We start from the raw sequence: 23,211 nt of genomic DNA, 5'->3' as shown, positions 1-23,211 counted from the left end.
AGAGTCCTGGGCTGCGCGGTCAATCGCGCAGCCGGTTTTACGAATTTGTTTAACGTTGTTGAAAAAGTGTAACTATGAATAAGCGTAGTGTTATCGCAGCTGTACTCCTCTCCGGCGTGAGCGCCACCGTCCTGGCCAGCGAAGTGCCAGCGACCTTCGATGCAAAAAGCTGCAAGGCTGAATATCCGAAAGCTTCGCTCGTCAATGAAGAGCAGGGCGACGTGACGATGTCGTTCCTGGTCTCGGCCGACGGCAAGGTGGTCGATTCGAAAGTCGATAAAAGCAGCGGTTTTCGCAATCTGGACAAGGCCGCCGTCAAGGCCATCAGCGCCTGCAAGTTCAAGCCAGGCACCAAGGATGGCAGCGTGGCCCAAACCTGGACCAAGGTCGATTATTCCTGGAAGCTGTAATCACTCTGTTTGATTTTATTGGGGAAACAAATGTCTAAAAGTATGCGTCATATGGGTGTTGCAGCTGCATTGCTGTTTTCTGTCTCGTCCGCTAGCTTTGCGGCAGAGGTTCCCGCATCCTTCGATGCCAAGACCTGCAAGGCCGATTATCCGAAAGCATCGCTGATGAACGAGGAGCAGGGCACGGTGTCGATGTCCTTCCTGGTCAATGCCGATGGTAGCGTTGCCGATTCGAAAATCGAAAAGAGCAGCGGCTTCAAGAACCTGGACAAGGCCGCCATCAAGGCTTTGTCGGCATGCAAGTTCAAGCCGGGCACCAAGGATGGCGCTGCGGCACAGACCTGGACCAAGGTCGACTACAACTGGAAGCTGGACTGATCGCCGCCGGCCAGGTTCGCCCTGGCCGGATCGATGTTTGTCACCCCTGACGGGCGGTGCCGCGATTGCGGAGCCGCCCGTTCTGTCATGTACGCCACGCCACGGCGCGCCGTATCTGTTACGCTCGGCACTATACTGCCGTGTTTCTTTCATGCCCAGAGGCCATCATGCATTCCATCTTGAAACTATCCCTTGCCGCCGCCACTGTCGTTTCCCTGTCGGCCTGCGCCGGTTTCAGCACCCCGCCCGGACTGGAAACGGGGCAGACGGTGGCGCTCGTCAACAGCCTCAGCTGGGTCAATCCGATGAGCGGCAAACGCGATGGCGTACGGACCAGCTGGCCCATCAAGCATGGCAAGGTGGCCGCCGAGTATTTTCCGCTGGCGCAACTCAAGCGCTGCGAGGCGCAGGACAAGCAGTGCGCCTGGGGCGTCATGCGGGCCCAGCGCAGCGCACCGTCGTTCGCCTATGCCGATGGCGGCGTCAACATGACTTTTGCGCTGGCGATCGACGTGGCGCGGCGCCAGGAAGCGCGCCAGGACGAAGTGCAGACGGCCATGGCGATCCCGAAGGACGTGGCGGCGCTGGCCGGCAAGCAGCAGGTGCAACACACGATCGGTTTGAAGTATGGCAAGGTGGAGCAGATCGAACTCGATTTCGGCGTGCGCTACCAAGTGTGCGCACAGCGCCATGATGCTTCAGGCAAGGCGATCGACAAGTGCGAGATTCCGTTTATCTGAAGCCGCTGGCGCCGCTTTGTCGCGAGCGCGCCACGCTTCATGTTGCGCTCTGCATCGGCGTGTAACATTCGGTAAATCCGCAGCGCCGGGACGCTTTATTTCTTACACTACTAGATTGGAAAAGGAGTGTGCGATGAAAACCTTGTTGGCAGTAATCTCGATGGCCGCCCTCGGCGGCTGCGTGGTGGCGCCGCCCGGCCCGGCCTACTATGGCACGCGTGCGCCGCAGGCGGCCTACAATCCCTATCAGTGGCATACGGTCTCGTCCGAGCCGGTGCAGTCGTCGCGCGTGGTCAGCGCGCCGCGGGTGGAATATACGAGTGAACCGGTGTACGTGCAGCAGCAGCCTGTGTATGTGCAGCAACCGGTGTATGTGCCGGCGCCCGTGTATGCGCCGCAGCCTTATTATTACAATCCGCCCGTATCGATCGGGCTGGACTTCATGTTCGGCTTCGGGCGCTCGGGCTACCGTGGCCCGCGTGGCGGATGGGGCGGGCATGGCCGCTATCACGGCCGCCGCTGATCGGCAGTGGCAGCAGTGGCAACCTCAGGCGTTTCAGTGGAAGTAGACTGACGCCTGGTGCAACACGTCCGCCGAGCACAGGATATACACGGCCGCGCCAGCCAGACTGATTTGGAAGGCACCAAAGCTGAAGGGAATAAGGCGGGACATGATGGACTCCTGATGGGTGGCAAGTTGAGCGCTTGTGCGCTAACGGTATGACTCCATCATAGCTATCTTTAATTCCTACAAGAATCAGATGAATGTCCGCCACCGTGTAGGACAAATGCTTGCGGACTGAGCTATAGCTGGCTGACAGCCCGTTTCAGCGATTTTTCCAGCGCACCACCGGCTCTTCCGGCGCCGTGTCTGGCAGGTTCGATACCGCCAGCCAATACGTCAGCCGTTCCGGGTGCTTCAGGTTGATGCCCATGCCATCGATGATCCCGACCTGCTCCAGGAAGCGCGCGTCAAACTTTCCTTTTGACACCGTCGGCGCACCCATCACCATGCGGTCATACGCCTTGCGCGCCTTGTTTTCCCACTTGTGCAGATTGCTTTCGTCGAAACGGTTCGATTCGAAATACACGGTCAGGGTGCCGTCGTGATTGCCGAAACCGACGATCCCGGCCCCCTTGCGGAAGGTGGTCGTATTGTTGATGTCAAACTCTTCCGTCGGCACGAAGACGCCGGCGCGGCCATCGATATCCGGCCGGCCCACAGGGGTGTCCTTGCCGTAGGAACTCGTTTCAGTAATCGGTTTTTCTTCAGCCATGGTCGGTACTGATGGCGCTCGCCATCCTGTTCTATCAATGCGTATTGGTAATCAAGGCGCGCTGGCGGCCCCGGCGGAACAATGCGCGCTTGGCATTGTTTGACATAAGTAAAGTATTGTAGCCTCAATCTAATTCTATTGGGCAACAAGGACCGAATTTTATGGTGTCGCGCCCATGAAAAAAGCCACCCGGCATGGCTGCGGGGTGGCTCGTCAGAAAACGGTGCGCTGGTACGTGATGCTTATGCCTGGCGCTTGCGGCGTGCGATGAAACCCATCAGGCCCAGGCCCAGCAGCATCATGGCGTAGGTTTGTGGTTCCGGCACCGCCGACACCGACACCGAGACATTGTCCAGGTAGGAGCCGTAGGTAGGCGCCGAGGTTGGGCCGACCGATTCAAAACGCAGCACGGTCGAGGAACCCAGGGCGCTGACGGTCTGGCTGAAGGTCTGCCAGGTTGGCGTGGTGGTGCCGACCAGCGGGCTGGCGGTCAGCAGCGTGTTGCCCCAGTACACATTCATCAGGCTGCTGGCATTGCCGGCCGTATTGGGACGGCCCGAGTAGGCGAACGACAGCAAATAGCTGCTGCCGGCGGTGGTGCTGATGGTTTGCGAAATCGAGGTCAGGCGGTCGGTGTTCAATTCCAGGTATTGCACGCCGTTGGCCGCCGTCGGCATGAAGCCGCCCATGCCGCCCTGGGTCGAGCCTTTCTGGATCTCGAATGCCGCATTGCCGCTGGCCGACGAGGTCCAGCCGGTGACGCTGCTGGCCGCTGCCCATGACGAACTGATGGAATTGTTTTCAAAGCTGCCATTGACTACCAGCTCGGTTGCGGCGCTGGCGGCGCCGGCCGACAACAGGGTCGCCAGGGCGGCAATATTCAAGAGGATGGCTGGCAATTTCATGGTGGTTCCGTTTGTTGGTTTAAAAATAATCTTGTTTCCTGATTGACATGCAAATGATAGCATTGAAACCCGCTAACCGAGCAGTTGTTCCTTCAGTTTATTTTCATTTTTGAAACGGAAAGTATACTTTCTACAACAAATTATTTCCCGACAGAAATCTTCAGAATACCAGTCGTCCCTGCAGGTAGACCATGCGCGGCGCGCCCACCATCTTGCCCAGGTTGCCATCCGAGGTACGCGTGAAATAGCGCTTGTCGGCCAGGTTGTTGACGCCCGCCAGCAGTTCCAGGCCGGCCTGGCCCGGCACTTTCCATTTCACTTGCGTATTCCAGGTACGGTAGCCGGGAATCAGGCCCAGGTCGCCGGCGCGGTTTTCCAGCATCGTGTTGGCGTCATCGGCGAACTGCCGCGTCTGATGCGTGCTCGACAGGTCAAAACCCCAGCCGCCGCGCTGGTAATGGATGCCTACCGTATCGGTATTGCGCGAATAATACGGCACGTCGTTACCCGCGTTCGCGCCTTCTTCCAGGGTCGCCTTGGTATAGGTGTACGTAGCGTAGGCGTTCAGGCCGGCGAATGGGCCGGACGCGTCGAAGCGGTAGTCGAGCGCCGTTTCCAGGCCCTGGTGGTGGGTGGCGCCACGGTTGAAGAAGGTGACATTGGTGCCGCTGCCCACCGACTGGATCTGGTTGTCGAACTTGATGTTGAACAAGGTCGCCTCGGCCGACAGGCTGGCGCTCTTCCAGCGGCCGCCCAGTTCCATGGTTTTCGCCAGTTCCGGCTGCAAGGGATTGCTTGCCGATTGCGCGTTGAGCTGGGTGTTCTGCACGGCGCCAAACGAACTGTTGTAGTTGGCGAACACGGTCACGTTATTGCTCAGCAAATAGGCCAGGTTCAGCGAGGGCAGGGCCTTGTTGTTGAGCAGATCGATTTTCTCTTCCTGCGGCAAGTGATTGATGCGCTGCGTCTTGATATGTTCGTAGCGCACGCCGGGCGTGATGCGCCAGGCGTTGACGGCAATCTTGTTGTCGATATAGATGGCCTGGGCATCGGTGCTGTTGTCGGCAAAGCGCGTCGGCGCCTGCTGCACGCCGGTGGCGACCACCACGTTATAGATCGTCTCGTCGGCCCGTTCGCGCAGGTAGCGGTAGCCCACCGTCACGTCATGCGTCATGCCGGCCGCCTTGAAGCGCTGCGTGTAGCGCGGCTCGAACGCCGCCGTTTCGTAATTGCGCGGCTGGTGGCCCAGGCCGGTGCCGGCCGCATTGATCAAGGTGCTCTGGCGCGAACTCTCGTTGTAGTAGGCGCGCACTTCCAGTTCCTGGGTGGCGGAAATACTGTTCAAATAACCGATGTCAGCCGCCTTGCGCTCGCCGCTCCAGAAATCCAGGCGGCGGGTGTTCTGGAACGGGTCGAGACGGTATTGCGCCTGCGTCAGCCCGCCCGGCGTGCGTGAGGTGACGTCGTAGTACGACAGCTTGCCGTAGACCTCGGCGGTCGGGCTGAGGTCGTAGCGGAACTTCAGCGCGAAGTCGTTCAGTTTTTCATCGCTGGCCACGCGCCAGTCGCTGCCCGTCATGCCCGAATACAGCAGGGCCAGGCCCAGGCCGCTATCGAGCTGGCTGCCGGCAAACACGCTGTACTGCGTGTTGTGGCCGCCTTCGCTGTAACTGTTGTAGCGCACGCTGGCATCACCCGTGATGCCGGCCGTGGTAGGGATGCGGCGCGTCTTGAAGTTGATGATGCCGCCCACGTTTTGCGGTCCGAAGCGCACCGCGCCGCCGCCGCGCACCACGTCCACCGTTTCCACATTGGCCAGGCTGACCGGCGCGAACGACAGTTGCGGCTGGCCGTAAGGCGCCACGGACATCGGTATGCCGTCGAGCAGCACCGTGCTGCGTGGCGAGTAGCGCCCGGGCAAGCCGCGCACGCCGATATTCAGCGATACGGCGCTGCCCGAGCTGCCCGAGTTGTCGCTGATCTGCACGCCGGGGATGCGGCGCATCACGTCGCTGATACTGGACGCGCCCGAGTTCTCGATCTCTTCCTTCTGCACCACGCTGCGCGCGCCGGCAAAATTTTTGGTGCTGGCTGCCATGCTGGTGCCGAGCAGATTGCTGCTGACCTGGATCGCTTCGAGCACCGGGCCCGCATCGTCGGCCGAGCTGCCCTGCTGCGCCTGCGCACCCAGCGGCAAGGCCAGGCATGCAACGGTAATGGCCAGCGCGCACGGGCGCATGGTGAAAGGAACAGGGTGGGGCATGGCGGTATCTCCGATGACAGGGGACTGGATGATAGTGATTCTCATTCTCGCCGTCAATCGGCCTTTGCGTGGCTGTTGTGGCCGTGGTACGCGCCTTGCCTGCGCGCCAGATGGCTTGCGTGCGGTGTGCAAGCGCCCCTTCTTGTATACTGCCGTTTTCGCCGACGCCAGAAACCACACCGACATGAGCCAAACAATTGAAAATACGTCCATGGAACGCCGCCAGGGCGAGTCCGCCGCACCGGCCCGCAAACTGAATTTGCTGGTGGTCGACGACAACCAGGAAGTGGGCGAGTCGCTGGCCATGCTGCTGGAAACCTTTGGCCATAACGTGGTGGTGGTGCGCAACTGGCAAATGGCGGTCGAGCAAGTCAAGCAATGCGTGCCCGACGCCGTCTACCTGGACATCGAAATGCCCGGCATCAGCGGCATCGAAATCGGCCGCCGCCTGCGCAACAACCCGGAGACCGCCAACGCCGTGCTGGTCGCCGTCACCGGCCACAGCCTGCCGATGTATATGGACGACGCGCTGACGGTCGGCTTCCGCCATTTCCTCGTCAAGCCGGTACGCATGGAAGACCTGGCGACGACGGTGCAGTCGGTGCTGGCGGCATAAACAGCGTGGCGTGAAAGAAGAGAAGCCGGCTGCGTGCCGGCTTTTTTGCGTGTGCAGAGGGTGTTGGAAAAACCGGCGCCGGAATAGAAAAAGCCCGGTTCGAAAACCGGGCTCATCTTTATTCTTTGGGGTGGCTGATGGGGCTCGAACCCACGACAACAGGAATCACAATCCTGAATAAATGCCATTTATTGTTGTTGATTCACACGCCTGAATTTCACTGATTCATTAAAAATCAATGACTTATGGTTTTCTTCCCACTTGTTTGCATTGAACTATGTTGATTGATATACTCCAATCCGGGTTACACAGCGGTTACATGGATTGCGCAAGGAGTGGTCAGCGATGGCAAAAGTTAAATTTACTGCCGGCCGGGTTGATGGCTTTCAGTGTGAAGACGGCAAGAACCAATCTTTCCTGTGGGACTCAATTTCACCGGGCTTAGGGCTTCGTGCAACGGCCAAGGGGGCCAAGTCCTACATGTTTCAGGCAAAGCTGAACGGGGCGGCCATACGCATAACCATCGGTGCGCCCGGCACGTGGTCGATTCTGGAAGCGCAAGCCGAAGCGCGCCGTTTGAAAGTCATCATCGACAACGGACAAGACCCCCGCCAAGTCAAGGCCGCAGGGCTGGAAGCCGAGCAAGCCGCCCGCGACGCCAAACAGGCGGAAGCGGAAGCGAAACAAATTCAAAACACACAGGAAACGCTGACGCTTGGCACTGTCTGGCCGCTATACGTCGAATCACGCCGCAAACGGTGGAGCGAGTGGCACATACGCGACCATGAAAACGTCGTGCGTGCCGGTGGCGTGCAAAAGGTCCGGGGCAAGGGCTTGACCGAGCCGGGGCCGCTGGCCTCATTGCTTGACGTGCGATTGTCTGACCTAACCGGCAAGCGCATCGGTGCATGGCTGGCAGCCGAAGCCGAAGCCCGCCCGACGCAAGCCGCCTTGTCGTTCCGCCTGCTGTCCGTGTTCGTCAACTGGTGCGATTCACAGGCCGAGTATGCGGGCCTGGTGCCTGCTGGCGCTTGCAAGGCGCAACAAGTACGCGACGAACTGCCGAGTAAGAACGCCAAGGAAGGCGACAGCCTGCAACGCGAACAGCTTGCGCCGTGGTTCAAAGCGGTGCGTGAAATGGGCAACCTAGTGCAATCGGCATACCTGCAATCCTTGTTACTCACTGGCGCACGCCGCCGCGAGCTTGCCGCGCTGCGCTGGGAGGATGTGGATTTTCAATGGTTGAGCATGACTATCCGTGACAAGGTGGAAGGAGAGCGCACGATACCGCTATGCCCCTATGTGGCGCACCTGCTGGCCGCGCTGCCGCGCTGCAATGAATGGGTGTTCTCAAGCCCCACGTCTGCGAATGGACAGCTTGCAGAGCCAACGCCAGGGCACAAGCGCGCATTGATTGCCGCCGGACTGCCTGACCTTACCTTGCATGGCTTGCGCCGTTCGTTTGGCTCACTGGCGGAATGGACCGAGACACCGGCGGGTGTGGTGGCGCAAGTCATGGGACACAAGCCGAGCGCCATAGCCGAAAAGCACTACCGCCGCCGCCCGCTCGACCTGCTGCGCATGTGGCACGTCAAGATTGAAGCGTGGATGCTGGAACAGGCCGCTATCGACTTTGTACCAGTTACACCGGGCCTGCGCGTGGTGGCCGTCGCCTGACGTATCGGGCAACAGTTCAAAGCGCCAGACTATCTCGACGGGGAGAAAAGCGGATTCCTTCACCGCCTGCCTGGTGCCCCATTTCAAAATGAAGGCGCTTGAAGGAGCGTGCTTTGGCAGAGAAAATACCCGACCCGAAGGAGCCGATGGAACCGCAATCCGGGAATGCACTATTTCGTATCGAAATGAAAATAGCGAGAGCGCGATGGTCAGAACGCCCTAACTGGGCACTGTATCGTAACCTCCCAGTTGTGCCATTGCGTGAGGCCGTAGCGCTATCGCTGAATCTGCCTCCGTCGCTCATTGAGTATTTGGAAGGATATGGCAGTGATTTTGATGAACGTATTTCCATCGCTATTGCGCACATGTCAGAGCACGGGGAGCTAAGGCATGTAGCCGTAGCAAATCCAATAAGGGAAACCCGCGTGCGCCTTGCCGACATTGCGCACCTTGCCGAATTTTGCACGCCAAAATGGAGACTGCCGCGCGAGTTTCCCGGCGCTGCGTTGCCGGTTCCGGTGCTGAATGCCGGTGCGCTTTATGGTGTTATGGCATCGCTTGGCCCAGCGTTTCCACAATCAGATGACTCCGGATTGCCCAAACGAGAGAGGCAAATCATAGCAATATTAGCGGCTATCGCTGCGATGAATTACAACCCTCTGGAAATTCCAACAGGCGGGAAGAAATTGCTAAGGAACCACTGCAAGGAATTACATCCTGACCTGTTCGGGGCAGGCTCCGACCCCTTTGATGGCGCATGGAAGGCGGCACGTGCATGTGACCCTGAGCGGGTGCGAATGGCGGACCATAGTAAATTTGCGACGAAGTAAGGCGAAAATTCCCTACGGCCCCAGTCAAATACCCCACATCCCCACACTTGCGCCCCCACTAGCACCCCAGTTTCCAATGAGTCATCTTCAACACGCAGCGATGCGAAAAGGTGATTCAAATGCAAAACGCTCAAAACTTCCTCCCGCTTGACCAAGAGAACCGCAGCCACATAGACACCGTGTGCGCTGCCTTCCACCTGAACCGCAAGGCGCAAACACTGCGCGCCTGGGCCTGCCTTGAAAATGGGCCGCTGCGCCCGGTTCGTATCATGGGCCGCCTCGCATGGGCAACGGCTGACATTCGCCGCTTGTTGAACGGGGGGCTGTAATGAAAAAGGCCCAACTCCCACTGATGGCAGAATTGGACCTTGGCGACACCGAGGCTTCTACAGCAAAGGCCGTTCGCAAATTCACCGGCACGGATAATCCGCGACACCTGCGCGTGATTCAGTCGGCAATGATTCGCTCAAGGAAGCGCGAGGAAATCGACCGCATTGCGGGCGCATCAAACGGGCCTGAGCTTATCGCTGAATTGCGCCGCCGTGGCCTGCGCTTTCACTGTCAACTGACGCCGGGAATAGACCGCGACGGCTACCCAATCAAGTTTGGCATCTATGAACTTGACGACGACGACCGCCGAGCCGTCAATGTCTGGTTGCGCAAGCGCGATGCAAAGGCCAAGCCATGAGCCGCGCCGCTTTGGAATTGGTCCGCGTGCTGGCGCTGGTGCCGCCTGACATTGCAGCACTGGTTGCGCTGCTGGCACTGATAACCTGGGGGCGCGTATGATGCACGCCCAATTCCTGCGCATCAAGAAGCTGACCGGCAAGGCCATTATCGAGGTGGCCGCCCGTCACAACTGCCGCGAGATAGTGGCCGAACTTGGAGCCAAGTCAGATGGCCGCATTGACCCGACGCGAGTTAGCTTGAATCGCGTCTTGCGTGGACACGGAACAGCCGCAGCAGTGGCAAGTGAGGCGCAAGCGTTGATGGATGCGGCTGGAATCAAGGTGATGCGCAAGGACGCCGTGAGGGCGCTTGAAATTATTTTCAGCTTGCCGTCTGATTCGCCCATCGACCATGACTGTTTTTTTAATGAGTCGGCACAGTGGGCGGGGCAATACTTCGCCGCGCCGGTTATCAGCGCCATCGTCCACAACGACGAAGCCGCGCCACATTGCCATGTCCTACTGCTGCCGCTGGTTAATGGCCGGATGGTTGGCAGCGACTTAATGGGAGGTCGCGCCAAGCTGCAAGCCATGCAAGCCGACTTTTACGGACAGATAGGGCAACGGTACGGACTGGCCCGCCAAACGGCACAGAAGCGCCCCAGCGCCGCGACACGGCAGCAAGCGATAGATTCCGCGTTTGATGTGCTGGAAGCGAATAGCGGGCTTTCTGCTGCCGTGCTGCTGGCGCTGCTGACGCCACACCTGGGCAATCCTGCACCGTTGCTGCTGGCGCTAGGCTTGACCATGCCGACACCGACAGCCGTCAAGGGCGACTTTGTCAAGATGATGACGAAGCCATGCAAGCCGGGAAAACCTATAGGGTTCGGCAAGAAGAAGCCTATAGGGTTCGACGGTTCCACAGCGCCCGAAAAAGGGCAAACCCTATCCTGTGTAGGGTTCGCCAAATTCTCGCCATCATTTCCACCGCCAAACGAGCCGCAGCAAGCCACTCAAGACCAGCCACCAGCACCAGCAATCGCAATCACAGACAGCGCATCTATTCGCCGTGAAGAGATGGAGCCGTTCAGCATGAGTAGCACCGCCAGTTCATCACCGAAAATGTCCGCAGTGACAGCAACACACCCACAGCCGACCGGCACCGAAGGAGATTATCAGCGTGAGCGCGATGACGAACGGCCAGCCGGTCAATGGTCCGAAGCACTGGGAGAATTTATCAAACCGACAGTCAAAGCATCCTGCAAGTCTGCCGTCATCGCTTCGGTTCGTGTCGCGCTGGAAGGCGTTGGACGCCAGGTAGAAAGTGCTATTGCATGACAAGCAGTGGCAAACAAGCCCGGTCCCTCGCGTGCGCGCGCGTTTGGCTCCACAAATGGAGAACTAACCTGCGTTTGAAATGTGCTCTTGCCCGCCATCATGGCGAGAATGCAATAAGGCCGCGAGGATTTATTAAATCGGGTTACACAGCGGTTACATGGAGCGCTAAAGCGGAGGCGGTAAGAAAAAAGGGTTACAAGCCGAAGCGTGTAACCCTTTGATTTTCCTACGCATTCTGTGGGGTGGCTGATGGGGCTCGAACCCACGACAACAGGAATCACAATCCTGGACTCTACCAACTGAGCTACAGCCACCACTGTCTTACTGCTAGTTCAGCGAGTGTTTTGCTGAACAGGTGCCGAATTATACAAAGAACTCGGCGAAGTGGCAAATCTAAATGCAGTCTTTTTTAATTATTCGAAAGATTGCCTGAAAACGCCTGGTTTCCCCTAGATAGACAGGTGTGCCACGGGCGGATGCCAGTCCAGCAAACCGGCAAACGCGGTGCTCAACGCCTCGACGCCGGCGGTGGTGTAGCCCTGCAGTTGCGGCGCGTGGTTCAGGTCGCGGCGCAGGCCGGCTGCATCCAGCAAACGGGCCAGCTGGCGCGCCACGGCTTCGCCGGTATCGATCAGGGTCACCGGCTGCTGGGTATGGGCGCGCACGGTGCGGGTAATCGCTTCCTGCACGAAAGGGTAGTGGGTGCAACCGAGCACCAAGGTGTCGACGCCTTGCGCCAGCAGCGGGGCGATGTAGCGCTCCAGCATGGCGCTGGTGGCGTCGCCCGGTTCATTGCCCATGGCGCACTGTTCGATGCGTTCGACCAGGCCGATGCAGGGCTGCAGCAAAAAGGTGGCGCCGGTGGCCGTGCTGACCTGCTCGCGCAAGGCCAGCAATTTTTCTCCGCGCAGGGTGCGCTCGGTGGCCAGCACGCCGATCTTGCCGTTGTGGCTGATGGCGGCCGCCGGTTTCAATCCCGGCTCCACGCCGACGATGGGCAGCTCGGGGTAGCGCGCGCGCAGGGCCTTGATGGCGGCGATCGTCGCCGTGTTGCAGGCCACCACCAGTGCCTTGATGCCTTGTTGCACCAGATAGGCGGCGACGGCCAGCGAACGGTCGATGACCTGCTGTTCGGTCTTGTCGCCATACGGCGCGTAGCCGGAGTCGGCCACGTAGATCAGGTCTTCGTGCGGCAGTTGCGCGCGGATATGGCGCAGCACCGACAGGCCGCCGACGCCGGAGTCGAAGACGCCGATGGCGGCGTCGCGTAAAGTAAAAGTCATGGTAAGCCGGGGCCGATGGAAATGAAAAACGCCGCGCAAGCTGTGTGCCGCGCGGCGTTCATGGTAGTGCCTGTTTAAGCAACCGTCACGGGAATCTTGCTGACGCTATTGAGTTGCTCGATCTTGGCCTGCCATTCCTTCGGACCCGTGTTGTGCACCGAAGTGCCTTTCGAGTCCACCGCCACTGTCACCGGCATGTCGACCACGTCGAACTCGTAGATCGCTTCCATGCCCATGTCGGCAAAGCCCAGCACTTTCGCGCCCTTGATGGCTTTCGACACCAGGTAGGCCGAACCGCCAACGGCCATCAGGTAGGCCGACTGGTGTTTCTTGATCGATTCGATCGCCGTCGGGCCGCGCTCGGCCTTGCCGATCATGGCGATCAGGCCGGTTTTTTCCAGCATCATGTCGGTGAACTTGTCCATGCGGGTAGCCGTCGTCGGGCCTGCCGGGCCGACCACTTCGTCGCGCACCGGATCGACCGGGCCGACGTAGTAGATCACGCGGTTCTTGAAGTCCACCGGCAATTCTTCGCCCTTGGCCAGCATGTCCTGGATGCGCTTGTGCGCGGCGTCGCGGCCGGTCAGCATCTTGCCGTTCAGCAGCAGGGTCTGGCCCGGCGTCCACGAAGCGACTTCTTCCTTGGTCAAGGTATTGAGGTCGACGCGTTTCGATTTTTCCGTGTCCGGCGCCCATGATACGTCAGGCCAGGTCGACAGCGGCGGCGGCGTCATGTAGGCAGGGCCCGAGCCGTCCAGCACGAAGTGGCCGTGGCGGGTGGCGGCGCAGTTCGGGATCATGGCGACCGGCTTCGAGGCGGCGTGGGTCGGGTGCATCATGATCTTCACATCCAGCACGGTGGTCAGGCCGCCCAGGCCTTGCGCGCCGATGCCCAGCGAGTTGATCTTGTCGCACAGTTCGATACGCAGTTCTTCCAGCTTGTTCTGCGGGCCGCGCTGTTTCAGTTCGTACATGTCGATGTCTTCCATCAACACTTCCTTGGCCATCAGCATGGCTTTTTCGGCCGTGCCACCGATGCCGATACCCAGCATGCCCGGTGGGCACCAGCCGGCGCCCATGGTCGGCACGGTTTTCATGACCCAGTCCACCAGCGAATCGGACGGGTTCATCATGATCATCTTCGACTTGTTTTCCGAGCCGCCACCCTTGGCCGCGACCTTGACGTCGACGGTATTGCCTTCGACCAGCTCCATGTGCACCACGGCCGGCGTGTTGTCCTTGGTGTTCTTGCGGTCGAAATGCGGGTCGGCCACGATCGAGGCGCGCAGCTTGTTGTCGTCGAAGTTGTACGCGCGGCGCACGCCTTCGTTGACGGCGTCGGTAACGGTGCCGCTAAAGCCCTCGAAGCGCACGCCCATGCCGATTTTCAGGAAGACGTTGACGATACCCGTGTCCTGGCAGATAGGACGCTTGCCTTCCGCGCACATGCGCGAGTTGGTCAGGATTTGCGCAATCGCATCTTTCGCGGCCGGGCTCTGCTCGGACTCGTAGGCGCGCGCCAGGTGTTCGATGTAATCAGCAGGGTGGTAGTAGCTAATGTACTGCAACGCTGCGGCGACGGATTCGATCAGGTCTTCTTGCTTTATGACAGTCATGGTGTTCTCGCGAGATATAAGAAGGATGAAACTGGTTACTGCATGAGTTAGTGCGGTGGACGCGCCTGGTTCTGCGTCACGGTCATGATGCGGTCGGTGTAGGCGATCGCCATGGCCGACAAGATGAAGACCATGTGAATGACGGTTTGTGCGATGACCACGTTCGGCTCTTTTGCATACGCGCTAGCGTTGATGAAAGTTTTGAGCAGGTGGATAGACGAGATGCCGATGATGGCCATCGCCAGCTTGGTCTTCAGCACCGACGCATTCACGTGCGACAGCCATTCCGGCTGATCAGGGTGATCATCGAGGTGCATGCGCGACACAAAGGTTTCGTAGCCGCCGATGATGACCATGATCAACAGGTTCGAAATCATCACCACATCGATCAGACCCAGCACCACCAGCATGATGGTGGCCTCGTTGAGTTTGACCGGAGGCGTTACGCCTGGGACGGTGACGGCACTGATCACGTGCTGCAGGGCCGCATCATTGCCGAACACGGCGCCGATCAGGTCGGACAATTCCACCCAGAAATGAAATACATACACGCATTGCGCCAGGATCAGGCCCAGGTACAGCGGCAATTGCAGCCAGCGCGACATGAAGATGAAGGCAGACAGGGGGTGCAGCTTGGTGTGTGAGGGCTTGTTTGAGTGGTCGATCATGTGGAGAGTCCTGGGATTAATGCCCATTTTTTGGCATGCCGACATTTTACACTTGCTGATAGTCACTGCGCATGCCCCCATGTCGAGTTCTTGGTCTTGATGAAACACAAGCAGGCCCAAGATAAACAGACAGTCAGGTCTTTTCGGGCCACTATATGGGGCGTCACGTGCTTGACGCTCATCAATGCGGGCGAGTATGGTAAGAGCAGGAGCATGAAAAAAACCAGGCTGTAAGGCGTCCGTAAGACGCTGGGAATATGGTATTAGCAAACAATTACTACACTGGAGATCAGCATGGCCACGACAGAAAACCAAGGCACGCAGCAGCAGGGACCGGAAGAGTCCCGCATCTTTGAACCTTCTCAGCAATTCGCTGCGCAGGCAACCATTTCGGGCATGGACGCCTACAAGGCCATGGTGGCCGATGCCGAGCGCGACTACGAAGGCTTCTGGGCCAAGCTGGCCCGCGAAAACCTGAGCTGGAAAAAGCCGTTCACCCGCACCCTCAACGAAGACAACGCGCCGTTCTACAAATGGTTCGAAGACGGCCAGCTGAATGTCTCGTACAACTGCCTCGACCGCAATATCGAAAATGGCCTGGGCGACAAGACCGCCATCATCTTCGAAGCGGACGACGGCACCGTCACCAAAGCCACGTATAGCCAACTGCACGAAAAAGTCTGCAAGTTCGCCAACGGCCTGAAGGCCAAGGGCATCGCCAAGGGCGACCGCGTGATCATCTACATGTCGATGTCGGTCGAAGGCGTGGCCGCCATGCAAGCCTGCGCGCGCATCGGCGCCACCCACTCGGTGGTGTTCGGCGGCTTCTCGGCCAAGTCCTTGCAGGAACGCATTATCGACGCCGGCGCCGTGGCCGTGATCACGGGTGACGAACAACTGCGCGGCGGCAAGAAGCTGCCATTGAAATCGATCGTCGACGAAGCGCTGGCGCTGGGCGGCTGCGAATCCGTGAAAAACGTCATCGTCTACAAACGCACCGGCAGCGACCTGCCGATGGTGGCAGGCCGCGATACCTGGCTGCACGATCTGGTCGAAGGCCAGAGCGCGCAGTGCGAACCGGAATGGGTCGATGCCGAGCATCCATTGTTTATCCTGTACACCTCCGGCTCGACCGGCACCCCGAAAGGCGTGCAGCATTCGAGCGGCGGCTACCTGCTATGGGCCGCGCTGACCATGAAGTGGAGCTTCGACATCAAGCCCGACGACGTGTTCTGGTGCACCGCCGACATCGGCTGGGTGACCGGCCACAGCTACATCGCCTATGGCCCGATGGCCGTCGGCGCCACGCAGGTGGTGTTCGAAGGCATCCCGACCTACCCGAACGCGGGCCGCTTCTGGGAAACCATCAAGAAGCACAACGTCAGCATCTTCTACACGGCGCCAACGGCCATCCGTTCGCTGATCAAGGCGGCCGACGTGGACCCGAAAGTCCATCCGCAACACTACGACCTGTCCAGCCTGCGCCTGCTGGGCACGGTCGGCGAGCCGATCAATCCTGAAGCGTGGATGTGGTACTACAAAAACATCGGCGGCGAAAAATGCCCGATCGTCGATACCTTCTGGCAAACCGAAACCGGCGGCCACATGATCACCCCGTTGCCAGGCGCGACGCCGATGGTGCCGGGCTCGTGCACCTTGCCATTGCCAGGCATCATGGCCACCATCGTCGACGAAGCGGGCCAGGACGTGCCGAACGGGCAGGGCGGTATTTTGGTCGTGAAACGCCCATGGCCATCGATGATCCGCACGATCTGGAACAACCCGGACCGTTTTAAATCCAGCTATTTCCCGGAAGAGCTGGGCGGCAAGATGTACCTGGCCGGCGACGGCGCCATCCGCAACAAGGACACCGGCTACTTCACGATCACCGGCCGCATCGATGACGTGCTGAACGTCTCCGGCCACCGCATGGGCACGATGGAAATCGAATCGGCCCTGGTCGCCAACCCGCTGGTCGCCGAAGCGGCCGTGGTGGGCCGCCCGGACGATACAACGGGTGAATCGATCTGCGCCTTCGTGGTCCTGAAGCAAGCCCGCCCGACCGGCGAAGAAGCGAAGAAGCTGGCGCTGGAGCTGCGCAACTGGGTCGGCAAGGAAATCGGCCCGATCGCGAAACCGAAAGAGATCCGCTTCGGCGACAACCTCCCGAAAACCCGCTCCGGCAAAATCATGCGCCGCCTGCTGCGCGTGCTGGCCAAGGGGGAGACGATCACGCAGGACGTGTCGACGCTGGAAAACCCGGCCATCCTGGATCAGCTGAAAGAGGCATCGTGATGGCGTAAGCAGCATCGGGGTCAGACCCTCCGGGACTCGGCGTCCCCGTCTGACCCCAGCAGTCAAGGGGTTGGGTTGCAATCAGACTTTTACCCCAAGGTAAATATCTTTGGCAGAACGTAGATTCCTTGCTATAATCTGCGGCTTCGCGACAAGCGGAAATAGTAGCAATGCAAGTAGTACGCCAGCATTGCATGCAGGAGAGATGGCTGAGCGGCTGAAGGCGCACGCCTGGAAAGCGTGTATAGGGTAATACTCTATCGGGGGTTCGAATCCCCCTCTCTCCGCCAAAGACGAAAAAAAGAAAGCTACCCTCGGGTAGCTTTTTTTTCGTCTGCAGGCGGAGAGAAGCAGGGCGCCTGCGCGCCCTGCGCGGGGGATTCGAAGGGTCGGGCCTACTGGCCCGGCCCTTTCCGAATCGGCCAACTGCTGCCGCTGCGCGGCAGCCTCGCGCGCCTGCGGCGCGCGTTCGTGGTTCTGATCAGGTTTCGACTAAGCATGTTTTACGGCGTGCTAAGCATGAGTCCGTATACGAAGGTGAACCTCATCGTCGCTACTCTCGCGGCACCACCATGGGACTTGTACTCATGACGGAGGTGGAAAAGGCATAGATGCCCCTTTTGGCAAGTTCTAAAAAGGTGTACATTGCAATAGTATTTCTAACTGGGAAATTTACCTATAAAAATGACTCCATTTCAAGTACCTGCTTCCAAACTAGACTTCGATCTAAATAATCCCCGTTTCCCCACGCAATTTAGTCAGCGTGAAGCGCTTGAAAAGATCTTGCTTGACAATCTTACCAAGACTATTCGGTTGGCTGAGCATATCACTACAAATGGACAGAATCCAATCGACCTGCTCGCTGTGTATGAAATTGAAGGCCGTCGGTATGTCGTCTTGGAGGGGAATCGTCGCGCTGCTGTCCTGAAAGTGCTTTCAAAGCCCGTTATGTTGGATTCTTTGCCACCGGGGCCAGGTGTGCCAACATTCGTCAAACGGATGAAAAAATTGGCAGCGAACAGTAGGCATGAAGTGAGCAAAATTAACGTTGTCTCCTTCGGTACGCGTGAAGAGGCGGACGTGTGGATCTTGCTGAAACACACGGGTGAGAACGAGGGTGCTGGAACAGTGCCTTGGGACGGAACGCAGAAGGCTCGTTTTCGGAAAGGCGATGCCGGGCTGAATTTATTAGATTTCGGTAAACAAAATGGCTGGTTCACAGAGGGGGAGCTGACCGCACGTGGTCCATTTCCTATTACGACTTTTAACCGCCTGCTTGGAGACCCAGCAGTGCGCAGTATTATGGGCATTAAAAAGGCTGGTGAGAAGGTTGAAAGCTTGGTGCCATTGGGTGAGTTGGAAAAAATTGTTACTCGCGTTGTAAAGTGGATCCATCAGTCAAGACACTTTCCCGACTAATTTAAGCTGTGCCCGTTTCCACTGCTCCAGCTGCTCGGCGCTGACCCGTATTGCTCTCTTCCTGTGACTTCTTCTTGTCGTCACCAAACCGGTCGACGATCAGCGCACCGCCGCCAACCCCGTCGCGGTAGACTTGGTCGGGCGTCTGGTAGCTCAGCGATTGGTGCGGCCGCTCAGCGTTATAGAACGCGAAATACTGCGCCAGGCCCACCGTCAATTCCGCCATATTGGCGTATCCTTTCAGATACACATCCTCGTACTTCACGTTGCGCCACAGCCGCTCGACGAAGATGTTGTCCAGCGCCCGACCGCGCCCGTCCATGCTGATGGCGACGCCTTCGCGCTTGAGCACGTCGGTGAAGGCCGTGCTGGTGAACTGCGAACCCTGATCGCTGTTGAACAACTCCGGCTTGCCATGCTGGCGCAAGGCGTCCTCCAGGCAGTCCACGCAGAACGACGCGTCCATGCTGTTGCTGAGGCGCCAGGACAGCAACTTGCGGCTGTACCAGTCGATGATCGCCACCAAATACGCGAAGCCCCGCGCCAACCGGATGTAGGTGATATCGGTCGACCATACGTGATTAGGACGCGTCACGGGCACACCGCGCAACAGGTACGGATAGACCTTGTGCTGCGGATGCGCTCGGCTCGTATTCGGCCCCGGCGCCATGCCCGCCAGCCCCATGCCGCGCATCAGACGCTGCACGCGCTTGCGGTTGACTACATGGCCCGTCGCGCGCAGGAACACGACCATGCGCCTGCTGCCATAAAAAGGCCGACTGGTGTATTCCTCGTCAATCAGCGCGCTCAGCTTCAGGTCGCTCTCGTCCTCGCATGCCTGCCGGGATGCCGCGTCGATCCGGCGGTACACCGTCGCGCGCGGCACGCTTGCCAGCTCGCATTGGCGCGTCAGCGGCAGCTTCTCGTGCCCGGCTTCGATCCAGCCCAAGCGCGCCTCCTGGCTCACGGCCCCAGCTTTTTTTTAAGCCAGTCCACTTCCATCTTCAGCCGACCGATCTCGCCGTATAGTTTGTCCTCGGGACTGCTTTCATCGATCGGCTTGGGGCCGCGCTTGGTGTCGAACAGCGCGCCGGCGTTCTCCAGGATTTCCTTTTTCCACTGGCCCACCAGCACCGGATGCACGCCGAACTCTTGCGCGATCTCCGTCACCGTCTTGACGCCGCGAACGGCCTCCAGACCGACCTTGGCCTTAAACTCGGCCGTGTGTACCCGACGTTTTTTACCTTCACTCATTTGCTGTCATCCTTTCACGGACCACAGCTTAAACCATCGTCTCAGATTCGGGATCCACTATATTGTTCAGGACATCGCGAAAGGTGATTGGAATGTGACTACATTAAAGAGCAAAACACAGCGTCAAGTATATCTTGATCAGTTGCCGAAGTCGGTGTTGCCCAAGGCTCAGTCGGCTGACGCTCTATGGACCGTCGATTTAGATGCGGCACCTGCTCTTGTATCTCCTCCACCAACAATCCGTGTTCGCGAAAAATCTTTAGCTCGCAAGACCTTGATTCCGAAGGAATTCAGTATTACAACAAGCAATTCGAGCCCTCGTCTAGCTGTAATCTACCGTGAACTGAAGACGTTGCAAGTCGATGGCAGCAAGAACGCGGTAGCGGTCCTGCTGCGAGTTTTTATTGAATTGTGTCTTGATGATTACCTTCCGCGTGAGAAAGTTGCAATTATCCGTAAGGATGCGCGCCGCACATCTTTGGCAGACAAGGTAAATTCTGCTGCAGCACACCTCAAGAAAGCCAATAGGCTAAACAAAAATCAGGAAGGCTCAGTACAGCGGTTAGTGGCGGACGGATCAGACCCTAGCAGTATCACTACGTTGCACTCATTCGTTCATGGCCGACACGCCTCACCGTTGCCAAGTGAACTGTTGACCATTTGGGACAATATTTCCGATTTCATGCAAGCAATTGCGCATGTTTAAACCTGTGCTGGGCAGCGTCACCAAAAGGCGTTAAAGTAACGCCTGTTCATTGGAGACACAATTGTCAAGTTATCATTCACCACTGCGATACCCAGGCGGAAAAACGAAGCTAACGGAGTACGTCAAGGCGCTCTTCCGCCACAACCGGCTCATGGGGGGGCACTATGTCGAGCCGTACGCGGGCGGTGCATCGGTGGCATTGGAGCTGGTGATTCAAGAGTTCGTGGAGACGGCTCATATCAATGATCTGGATCGTTCAGTATGGGCATTTTGGTATTCCGTTTTGAACGATGCAGATCGCCTGTGCGGGATGATTGAGAACGTAGAAGTGAACATGGAAACATGGGAAACGCAACGCGAAGTGCAATCTAGGAAAGACATCGCGAATGTTCTCGAACTCGGATTTTCTACTTTTTTCTTGAATCGCACTAACCGTTCTGGAATCCTCCGCGCAGGCGTAATTGGGGGAAAGCAACAAAATGGAAACTTTAAGATTGACGCTCGATTCAACAAGGACGAGTTAATCAGCCGAGTGCAACTTATTGGCGAGCATAGTGATCGGATCGAATTGTATCAGCGAGACGCAGTCGAACTTTTAGAGATCGTTGTGCCTACGCTGCCTGATCGTACACTGGTCTATCTTGATCCACCTTATTACGTAAAGGGTGGCGACTTATACGAACATCATTACCAACACGAAGACCATGCAGCCGTTGCCGCTGCCGCACTTGCAGTTCGCCAACACGTAATGGTTTCCTATGATGACGTTCCAGAAATCCGTGACCTCTACAGCCGTCTGCAGTATGTGAGCTACAGTTTGAGTTACACCGCGCAAAATCGATATCGAGGAACGGAAGCGATCTTTTTAGGACATTCACTAGAGTGTCCAGGACTGCGAGCGTCGATGCAGGCTGCATGAGGCTTTAGTGAAAAGAAGTTAATTTTGTAAAAAATAAACGTATTAAAGAATTTTTGGTAAGCCTTTTGCCATATTTATTGAATTAGTGCGCTCCAGAAATTTTTTTAGGAAAACGTCACGATCAGCGAATTTAGTACAATAGTATGTGATATATCTTTTGAACTCGGCAATATCTTGATAAGCCCATTTCTTGCAGCTATCAATTTTTACCTTCTTCTCATCTTTAATGTCTGCACAACTCAATGATAGCCCCGCATTCTTAAATTCTTGCAAGAATTTCATTTTCTCTTTTTTGAAGTACTCAAAAAATTTATCATCGTCCTCCAAGGATATGATCAAAACAATGATTCGTCGCTCGATGGCAAGACCATCTTCATCAGGAAGTACAAGGTAGATATTTTTTTCTTTAATTGGATCGGTTACTGTTTTTGCAACATCTGCATCGAAGATAACCATGGATTTCTGCAGCAATAGACTGAAATTTTTACACAGATTCGCAAGACTAGTATATGTTGTTCCGTTATTACTTTTGTCTAGGTTAAGATTTGTATGGAAACTGACTTGTCTCAAAATATCTGTTCGTTTAATGAGTTTTTTAATATAGTGAACTGCAATTGCATCCTCGCAAAAAACGTCGATTTTTTGTGCTTGAGCTACATCTTCCGGGTTTTCTAAAGTCAACTCTTTGTATGCAATATTAAATTCCGGGTTTTGAAGGATCGGGAAATTTTTCTTTTTTCCTGCATTTGCACAACTGACAAAGTTGAAAATTATCCTTTTGTCATCCAAATGTTTGGTCTGAGTTAAATATATATGTTGAATGAGATGCAGCGAATGCGTTGTTATTACAACTTGAACCTTGTAATCAGCTGACCAATTATAGAGATATTTCAGCAGACTTATTTGTGCAACCGGATGCAGTCCACTTTCAAATTCATCTATACATAGGATGCCGTTTCCTTCTTTCTGCCCTTTGACAAAAGCCCGTTGAAAACCGAGAAGTCGATTGAAAATAGCACCTAAATTATCCTCTCCGGAAGAAATTGACTCGTAATCATATCTAGCATCTTCACCTGCCGGAGCAAAGGTCGTTTTTTGCCCCTTGTGATGAATCGGTGTAAACGCATTGTATTCAGTGCTAGGGAAGACATGCTCATAAAAGTCTTTTTGTTGAAATTTTTCCTTGTCGCTTAGAACAACCGCTTTGTCTTCGTCTGGTTTTGCATTCGTATCAACTAATGGTAATAGTCTTTTTAAGTTTAAAAGTGAAGTGTTGTAATTGAAATTACCATCTCCCTTTTCTGCGCCAGATACCACTACGCGGTGTCGGTTTGTCTTTTCAGCAGTGTAGTAAATTTTAACTTCTTCACGTAGCAATTCTTCCGAATCCAAGGTTTCTATCACTAAGCTATAGGCGTATGGCTCAAGGTCATAGGTGGCTGAAAGCTTAAAAACCTCTTTTAGTGGCATCTTTAATTCACGACCAAATGCATCTTTCGACTGGCCTCCAAAAGGATGTGCAATTAATCCCATGAGCGACGTCTTCATGGTGCCGTTTCTGCCGCTCAGTACGGTGATGCGGCTTCCTAGCTCGACAGTTCGATTTTCAAAGGATCGGAATTTCGAGACAAATATTCCTTTCACTGAGGCTATGCGGATCATCTTGTTGTCTTCTAGACCAATTTCTTTTTTAGATTTTCCAGCAATATCTATCATTTTTTTCCTGTCAAAATAGTGTAACTCCCGCTTGTCCCTCCAGCAACGCCAGTAGTAGAGGACTGTAGCATTGAAAGGGTTGGGAGAAAATCTTCCATTTTACCAAAAATGTTGGTTTCTAGATACTAATCATCAGTAATAATTATTTCCGCGAAATTCACAGATTTTTTCGTCAGATCGTATCCACAATGTAGAACTGTTATTGGAGTAGGTTTTTACGATGTCTTTAGCAA

At 56.5% G+C, this 23,211-nt stretch carries 22 protein-coding genes and 2 tRNA genes; 15 read left to right on the top strand and 9 right to left on the bottom strand.

Translation table 11 applies throughout. From position 1 onward, the window contains the following. The first annotated feature begins 74 nt into the window (after nt 1-74). The 4 genes from Q8L25_RS29630 to Q8L25_RS29615 all read left to right on the top strand — a co-directional run bounded on the left by Q8L25_RS29630 (nt 75) and on the right by Q8L25_RS29615 (nt 2,051). Nucleotides 75-410 (top strand): energy transducer TonB, encoded by a 336-nt coding sequence (locus tag Q8L25_RS29630; RefSeq protein ID WP_308922799.1) that lies wholly within the window; start codon nt 75-77, stop codon nt 408-410. A 42-nt stretch (nt 411-452) separates the two neighbouring features. After that, nucleotides 453-788, top strand: coding sequence for an energy transducer TonB (locus Q8L25_RS29625; RefSeq protein WP_374694331.1), 336 nt, complete (start codon nt 453-455; stop codon nt 786-788). 179 nt (nt 789-967) lie between these two features. Then, entirely contained in the window at nt 968-1,528 is a 561-nt protein-coding gene (locus Q8L25_RS29620; RefSeq protein WP_308922797.1) for a hypothetical protein, read from the top strand. A 133-nt stretch (nt 1,529-1,661) separates the two neighbouring features. Then, nucleotides 1,662-2,051: a hypothetical protein gene (locus tag Q8L25_RS29615; protein WP_308922796.1), complete on the top strand. Its 390-nt coding sequence runs from the start codon at nt 1,662-1,664 to the stop codon at nt 2,049-2,051. Between the two features lie 304 nt (nt 2,052-2,355). Here Q8L25_RS29615 and Q8L25_RS29610 read toward each other — a convergent pair whose 3' ends face one another. From Q8L25_RS29610 to Q8L25_RS29600, 3 genes are all read right to left on the bottom strand, one after another. Then, complete coding sequence (locus tag Q8L25_RS29610; RefSeq protein ID WP_308922795.1) at nt 2,356-2,805, bottom strand: hypothetical protein; 450 nt, start codon at nt 2,803-2,805, stop codon at nt 2,356-2,358. 242 nt (nt 2,806-3,047) lie between these two features. Continuing rightward, on the bottom strand, nt 3,048-3,710 hold the full coding sequence (locus Q8L25_RS29605) for a DUF642 domain-containing protein (protein WP_308922794.1): 663 nt from the start codon (nt 3,708-3,710) through the stop codon (nt 3,048-3,050). 160 nt (nt 3,711-3,870) lie between these two features. Further along, nucleotides 3,871-5,973 carry a TonB-dependent siderophore receptor gene (locus tag Q8L25_RS29600; RefSeq protein WP_308922793.1) on the bottom strand — a complete coding sequence of 701 codons (2,103 nt, stop codon included), beginning with the start codon at nt 5,971-5,973 and terminating at the stop codon, nt 3,871-3,873. 184 nt (nt 5,974-6,157) lie between these two features. Here Q8L25_RS29600 and Q8L25_RS29595 point away from each other — a divergent pair, with 184 nt between their 5' ends. The 6 genes from Q8L25_RS29595 (at nt 6,158) to Q8L25_RS29570 (ending at nt 11,102) form a co-directional block, all read left to right on the top strand. Next, nucleotides 6,158-6,589: a response regulator gene (locus Q8L25_RS29595; RefSeq protein ID WP_308922792.1), complete on the top strand. Its 432-nt coding sequence runs from the start codon at nt 6,158-6,160 to the stop codon at nt 6,587-6,589. A gap of 345 nt (nt 6,590-6,934) precedes the next feature. Beyond that, nucleotides 6,935-8,266, top strand: coding sequence for an integrase family protein (locus Q8L25_RS29590; protein WP_308922791.1), 1,332 nt, complete (start codon nt 6,935-6,937; stop codon nt 8,264-8,266). Nucleotides 8,267-8,364: 98 nt separating this feature from the next. Further along, entirely contained in the window at nt 8,365-9,096 is a 732-nt protein-coding gene (locus Q8L25_RS29585; RefSeq protein WP_308922790.1) for a hypothetical protein, read from the top strand. 119 nt (nt 9,097-9,215) lie between these two features. Next, on the top strand, nt 9,216-9,425 hold the full coding sequence (locus Q8L25_RS29580; protein WP_308922789.1) for a DNA-binding protein: 210 nt from the start codon (nt 9,216-9,218) through the stop codon (nt 9,423-9,425). Next, nucleotides 9,425-9,784, top strand: a complete 360-nt coding sequence (locus Q8L25_RS29575) for a hypothetical protein (protein WP_308922788.1) — start codon at nt 9,425-9,427, stop codon at nt 9,782-9,784. Before Q8L25_RS29580 ends, Q8L25_RS29575 begins: the two co-directional genes overlap by 1 nt. A gap of 97 nt (nt 9,785-9,881) precedes the next feature. Continuing rightward, nucleotides 9,882-11,102 (top strand): plasmid recombination protein, encoded by a 1,221-nt coding sequence (locus tag Q8L25_RS29570; RefSeq protein ID WP_308922787.1) that lies wholly within the window; start codon nt 9,882-9,884, stop codon nt 11,100-11,102. Between the two features lie 238 nt (nt 11,103-11,340). On the opposite strand, the gene Q8L25_RS29565 is transcribed toward Q8L25_RS29570, so the two are convergent. From Q8L25_RS29565 to Q8L25_RS29550, 4 genes are all read right to left on the bottom strand, one after another. Then, nucleotides 11,341-11,416, bottom strand: a tRNA-His gene (locus Q8L25_RS29565). Nucleotides 11,417-11,551: 135 nt separating this feature from the next. Beyond that, nucleotides 11,552-12,385 carry a glutamate racemase gene (gene murI / locus Q8L25_RS29560; RefSeq protein WP_308922786.1) on the bottom strand — a complete coding sequence of 278 codons (834 nt, stop codon included), beginning with the start codon at nt 12,383-12,385 and terminating at the stop codon, nt 11,552-11,554. Nucleotides 12,386-12,459: 74 nt separating this feature from the next. Continuing rightward, nucleotides 12,460-14,001: a fumarate hydratase gene (locus Q8L25_RS29555; RefSeq protein ID WP_308922785.1), complete on the bottom strand. Its 1,542-nt coding sequence runs from the start codon at nt 13,999-14,001 to the stop codon at nt 12,460-12,462. A gap of 47 nt (nt 14,002-14,048) precedes the next feature. Continuing rightward, nucleotides 14,049-14,669: a YqhA family protein gene (locus tag Q8L25_RS29550; protein WP_308922784.1), complete on the bottom strand. Its 621-nt coding sequence runs from the start codon at nt 14,667-14,669 to the stop codon at nt 14,049-14,051. 294 nt (nt 14,670-14,963) lie between these two features. Between Q8L25_RS29550 and acs the strand changes: the two genes are divergently transcribed. The 3 genes from acs to Q8L25_RS29535 all read left to right on the top strand — a co-directional run bounded on the left by acs (nt 14,964) and on the right by Q8L25_RS29535 (nt 18,383). Beyond that, a complete protein-coding gene (gene acs / locus Q8L25_RS29545) occupies nt 14,964-16,964 on the top strand; it encodes an acetate--CoA ligase (protein ID WP_308922783.1) in 2,001 nt (666 codons plus the stop codon). Between the two features lie 199 nt (nt 16,965-17,163). After that, nucleotides 17,164-17,254 (top strand) — tRNA-Ser (locus Q8L25_RS29540). 394 nt (nt 17,255-17,648) lie between these two features. Further along, nucleotides 17,649-18,383: a hypothetical protein gene (locus Q8L25_RS29535; protein ID WP_308922782.1), complete on the top strand. Its 735-nt coding sequence runs from the start codon at nt 17,649-17,651 to the stop codon at nt 18,381-18,383. A gap of 1 nt (nt 18,384) precedes the next feature. Here the strand turns inward: Q8L25_RS29535 and Q8L25_RS29530 are convergent. Then, nucleotides 18,385-19,637, bottom strand: a protein-coding gene (locus Q8L25_RS29530) for an IS3 family transposase (RefSeq protein WP_100429696.1) whose coding sequence is annotated in 2 segments (ribosomal slippage) — nt 18,385-19,358 and nt 19,358-19,637 — 1,254 coding nt in all. Because the reading frame shifts where the segments join, the coding sequence is not laid out codon by codon here. A gap of 94 nt (nt 19,638-19,731) precedes the next feature. Here Q8L25_RS29530 and Q8L25_RS29525 point away from each other — a divergent pair. Both Q8L25_RS29525 and Q8L25_RS29520 read left to right on the top strand, forming a co-directional pair. Beyond that, nucleotides 19,732-20,343, top strand: coding sequence for a hypothetical protein (locus Q8L25_RS29525; RefSeq protein WP_308922781.1), 612 nt, complete (start codon nt 19,732-19,734; stop codon nt 20,341-20,343). A 61-nt stretch (nt 20,344-20,404) separates the two neighbouring features. Further along, complete coding sequence (locus Q8L25_RS29520; RefSeq protein ID WP_308922780.1) at nt 20,405-21,262, top strand: DNA adenine methylase; 858 nt, start codon at nt 20,405-20,407, stop codon at nt 21,260-21,262. 42 nt (nt 21,263-21,304) lie between these two features. Here Q8L25_RS29520 and Q8L25_RS29515 read toward each other — a convergent pair whose 3' ends face one another. Continuing rightward, complete coding sequence (locus Q8L25_RS29515; RefSeq protein ID WP_308922779.1) at nt 21,305-22,978, bottom strand: AAA family ATPase; 1,674 nt, start codon at nt 22,976-22,978, stop codon at nt 21,305-21,307. Nucleotides 22,979-23,211 lie beyond the last annotated feature (233 nt).

Origin of the sequence: Janthinobacterium sp. J1-1 (assembly GCF_030944405.1) — a bacterium.
In the GTDB taxonomy this organism is placed as follows: Bacteria; Pseudomonadota; Gammaproteobacteria; order Burkholderiales; family Burkholderiaceae_D; genus Janthinobacterium.
The sequence above is the reverse complement of the archived record's forward strand: the minus strand, read 5'-3'. Positions and strand labels throughout refer to the sequence as shown.

Coding starts and splice junctions, on each gene's coding strand:
- Q8L25_RS29630 (WP_308922799.1), top strand. CDS start 75: ATGAATAAGCGTAGTGTTATCGCAGCTGTACTCCTCTCCGGCGTGAGC.
- Q8L25_RS29625 (WP_374694331.1), top strand. CDS start 453: ATGCGTCATATGGGTGTTGCAGCTGCATTGCTGTTTTCTGTCTCGTCC.
- Q8L25_RS29615 (WP_308922796.1), top strand. CDS start 1,662: ATGAAAACCTTGTTGGCAGTAATCTCGATGGCCGCCCTCGGCGGCTGC.
- Q8L25_RS29610 (WP_308922795.1), bottom strand. CDS start 2,805: ATGGCTGAAGAAAAACCGATTACTGAAACGAGTTCCTACGGCAAGGAC.
- Q8L25_RS29605 (WP_308922794.1), bottom strand. CDS start 3,710: ATGAAATTGCCAGCCATCCTCTTGAATATTGCCGCCCTGGCGACCCTG.
- Q8L25_RS29600 (WP_308922793.1), bottom strand. CDS start 5,973: ATGCCCCACCCTGTTCCTTTCACCATGCGCCCGTGCGCGCTGGCCATT.
- Q8L25_RS29595 (WP_308922792.1), top strand. CDS start 6,158: ATGAGCCAAACAATTGAAAATACGTCCATGGAACGCCGCCAGGGCGAG.
- Q8L25_RS29590 (WP_308922791.1), top strand. CDS start 6,935: ATGGCAAAAGTTAAATTTACTGCCGGCCGGGTTGATGGCTTTCAGTGT.
- Q8L25_RS29580 (WP_308922789.1), top strand. CDS start 9,216: ATGCAAAACGCTCAAAACTTCCTCCCGCTTGACCAAGAGAACCGCAGC.
- Q8L25_RS29575 (WP_308922788.1), top strand. CDS start 9,425: ATGAAAAAGGCCCAACTCCCACTGATGGCAGAATTGGACCTTGGCGAC.
- Q8L25_RS29570 (WP_308922787.1), top strand. CDS start 9,882: ATGATGCACGCCCAATTCCTGCGCATCAAGAAGCTGACCGGCAAGGCC.
- murI (WP_308922786.1), bottom strand. CDS start 12,385: ATGACTTTTACTTTACGCGACGCCGCCATCGGCGTCTTCGACTCCGGC.
- Q8L25_RS29555 (WP_308922785.1), bottom strand. CDS start 14,001: ATGACTGTCATAAAGCAAGAAGACCTGATCGAATCCGTCGCCGCAGCG.
- Q8L25_RS29550 (WP_308922784.1), bottom strand. CDS start 14,669: ATGATCGACCACTCAAACAAGCCCTCACACACCAAGCTGCACCCCCTG.
- acs (WP_308922783.1), top strand. CDS start 14,964: ATGGCCACGACAGAAAACCAAGGCACGCAGCAGCAGGGACCGGAAGAG.
- Q8L25_RS29535 (WP_308922782.1), top strand. CDS start 17,649: ATGACTCCATTTCAAGTACCTGCTTCCAAACTAGACTTCGATCTAAAT.
- Q8L25_RS29515 (WP_308922779.1), bottom strand. CDS start 22,978: ATGATAGATATTGCTGGAAAATCTAAAAAAGAAATTGGTCTAGAAGAC.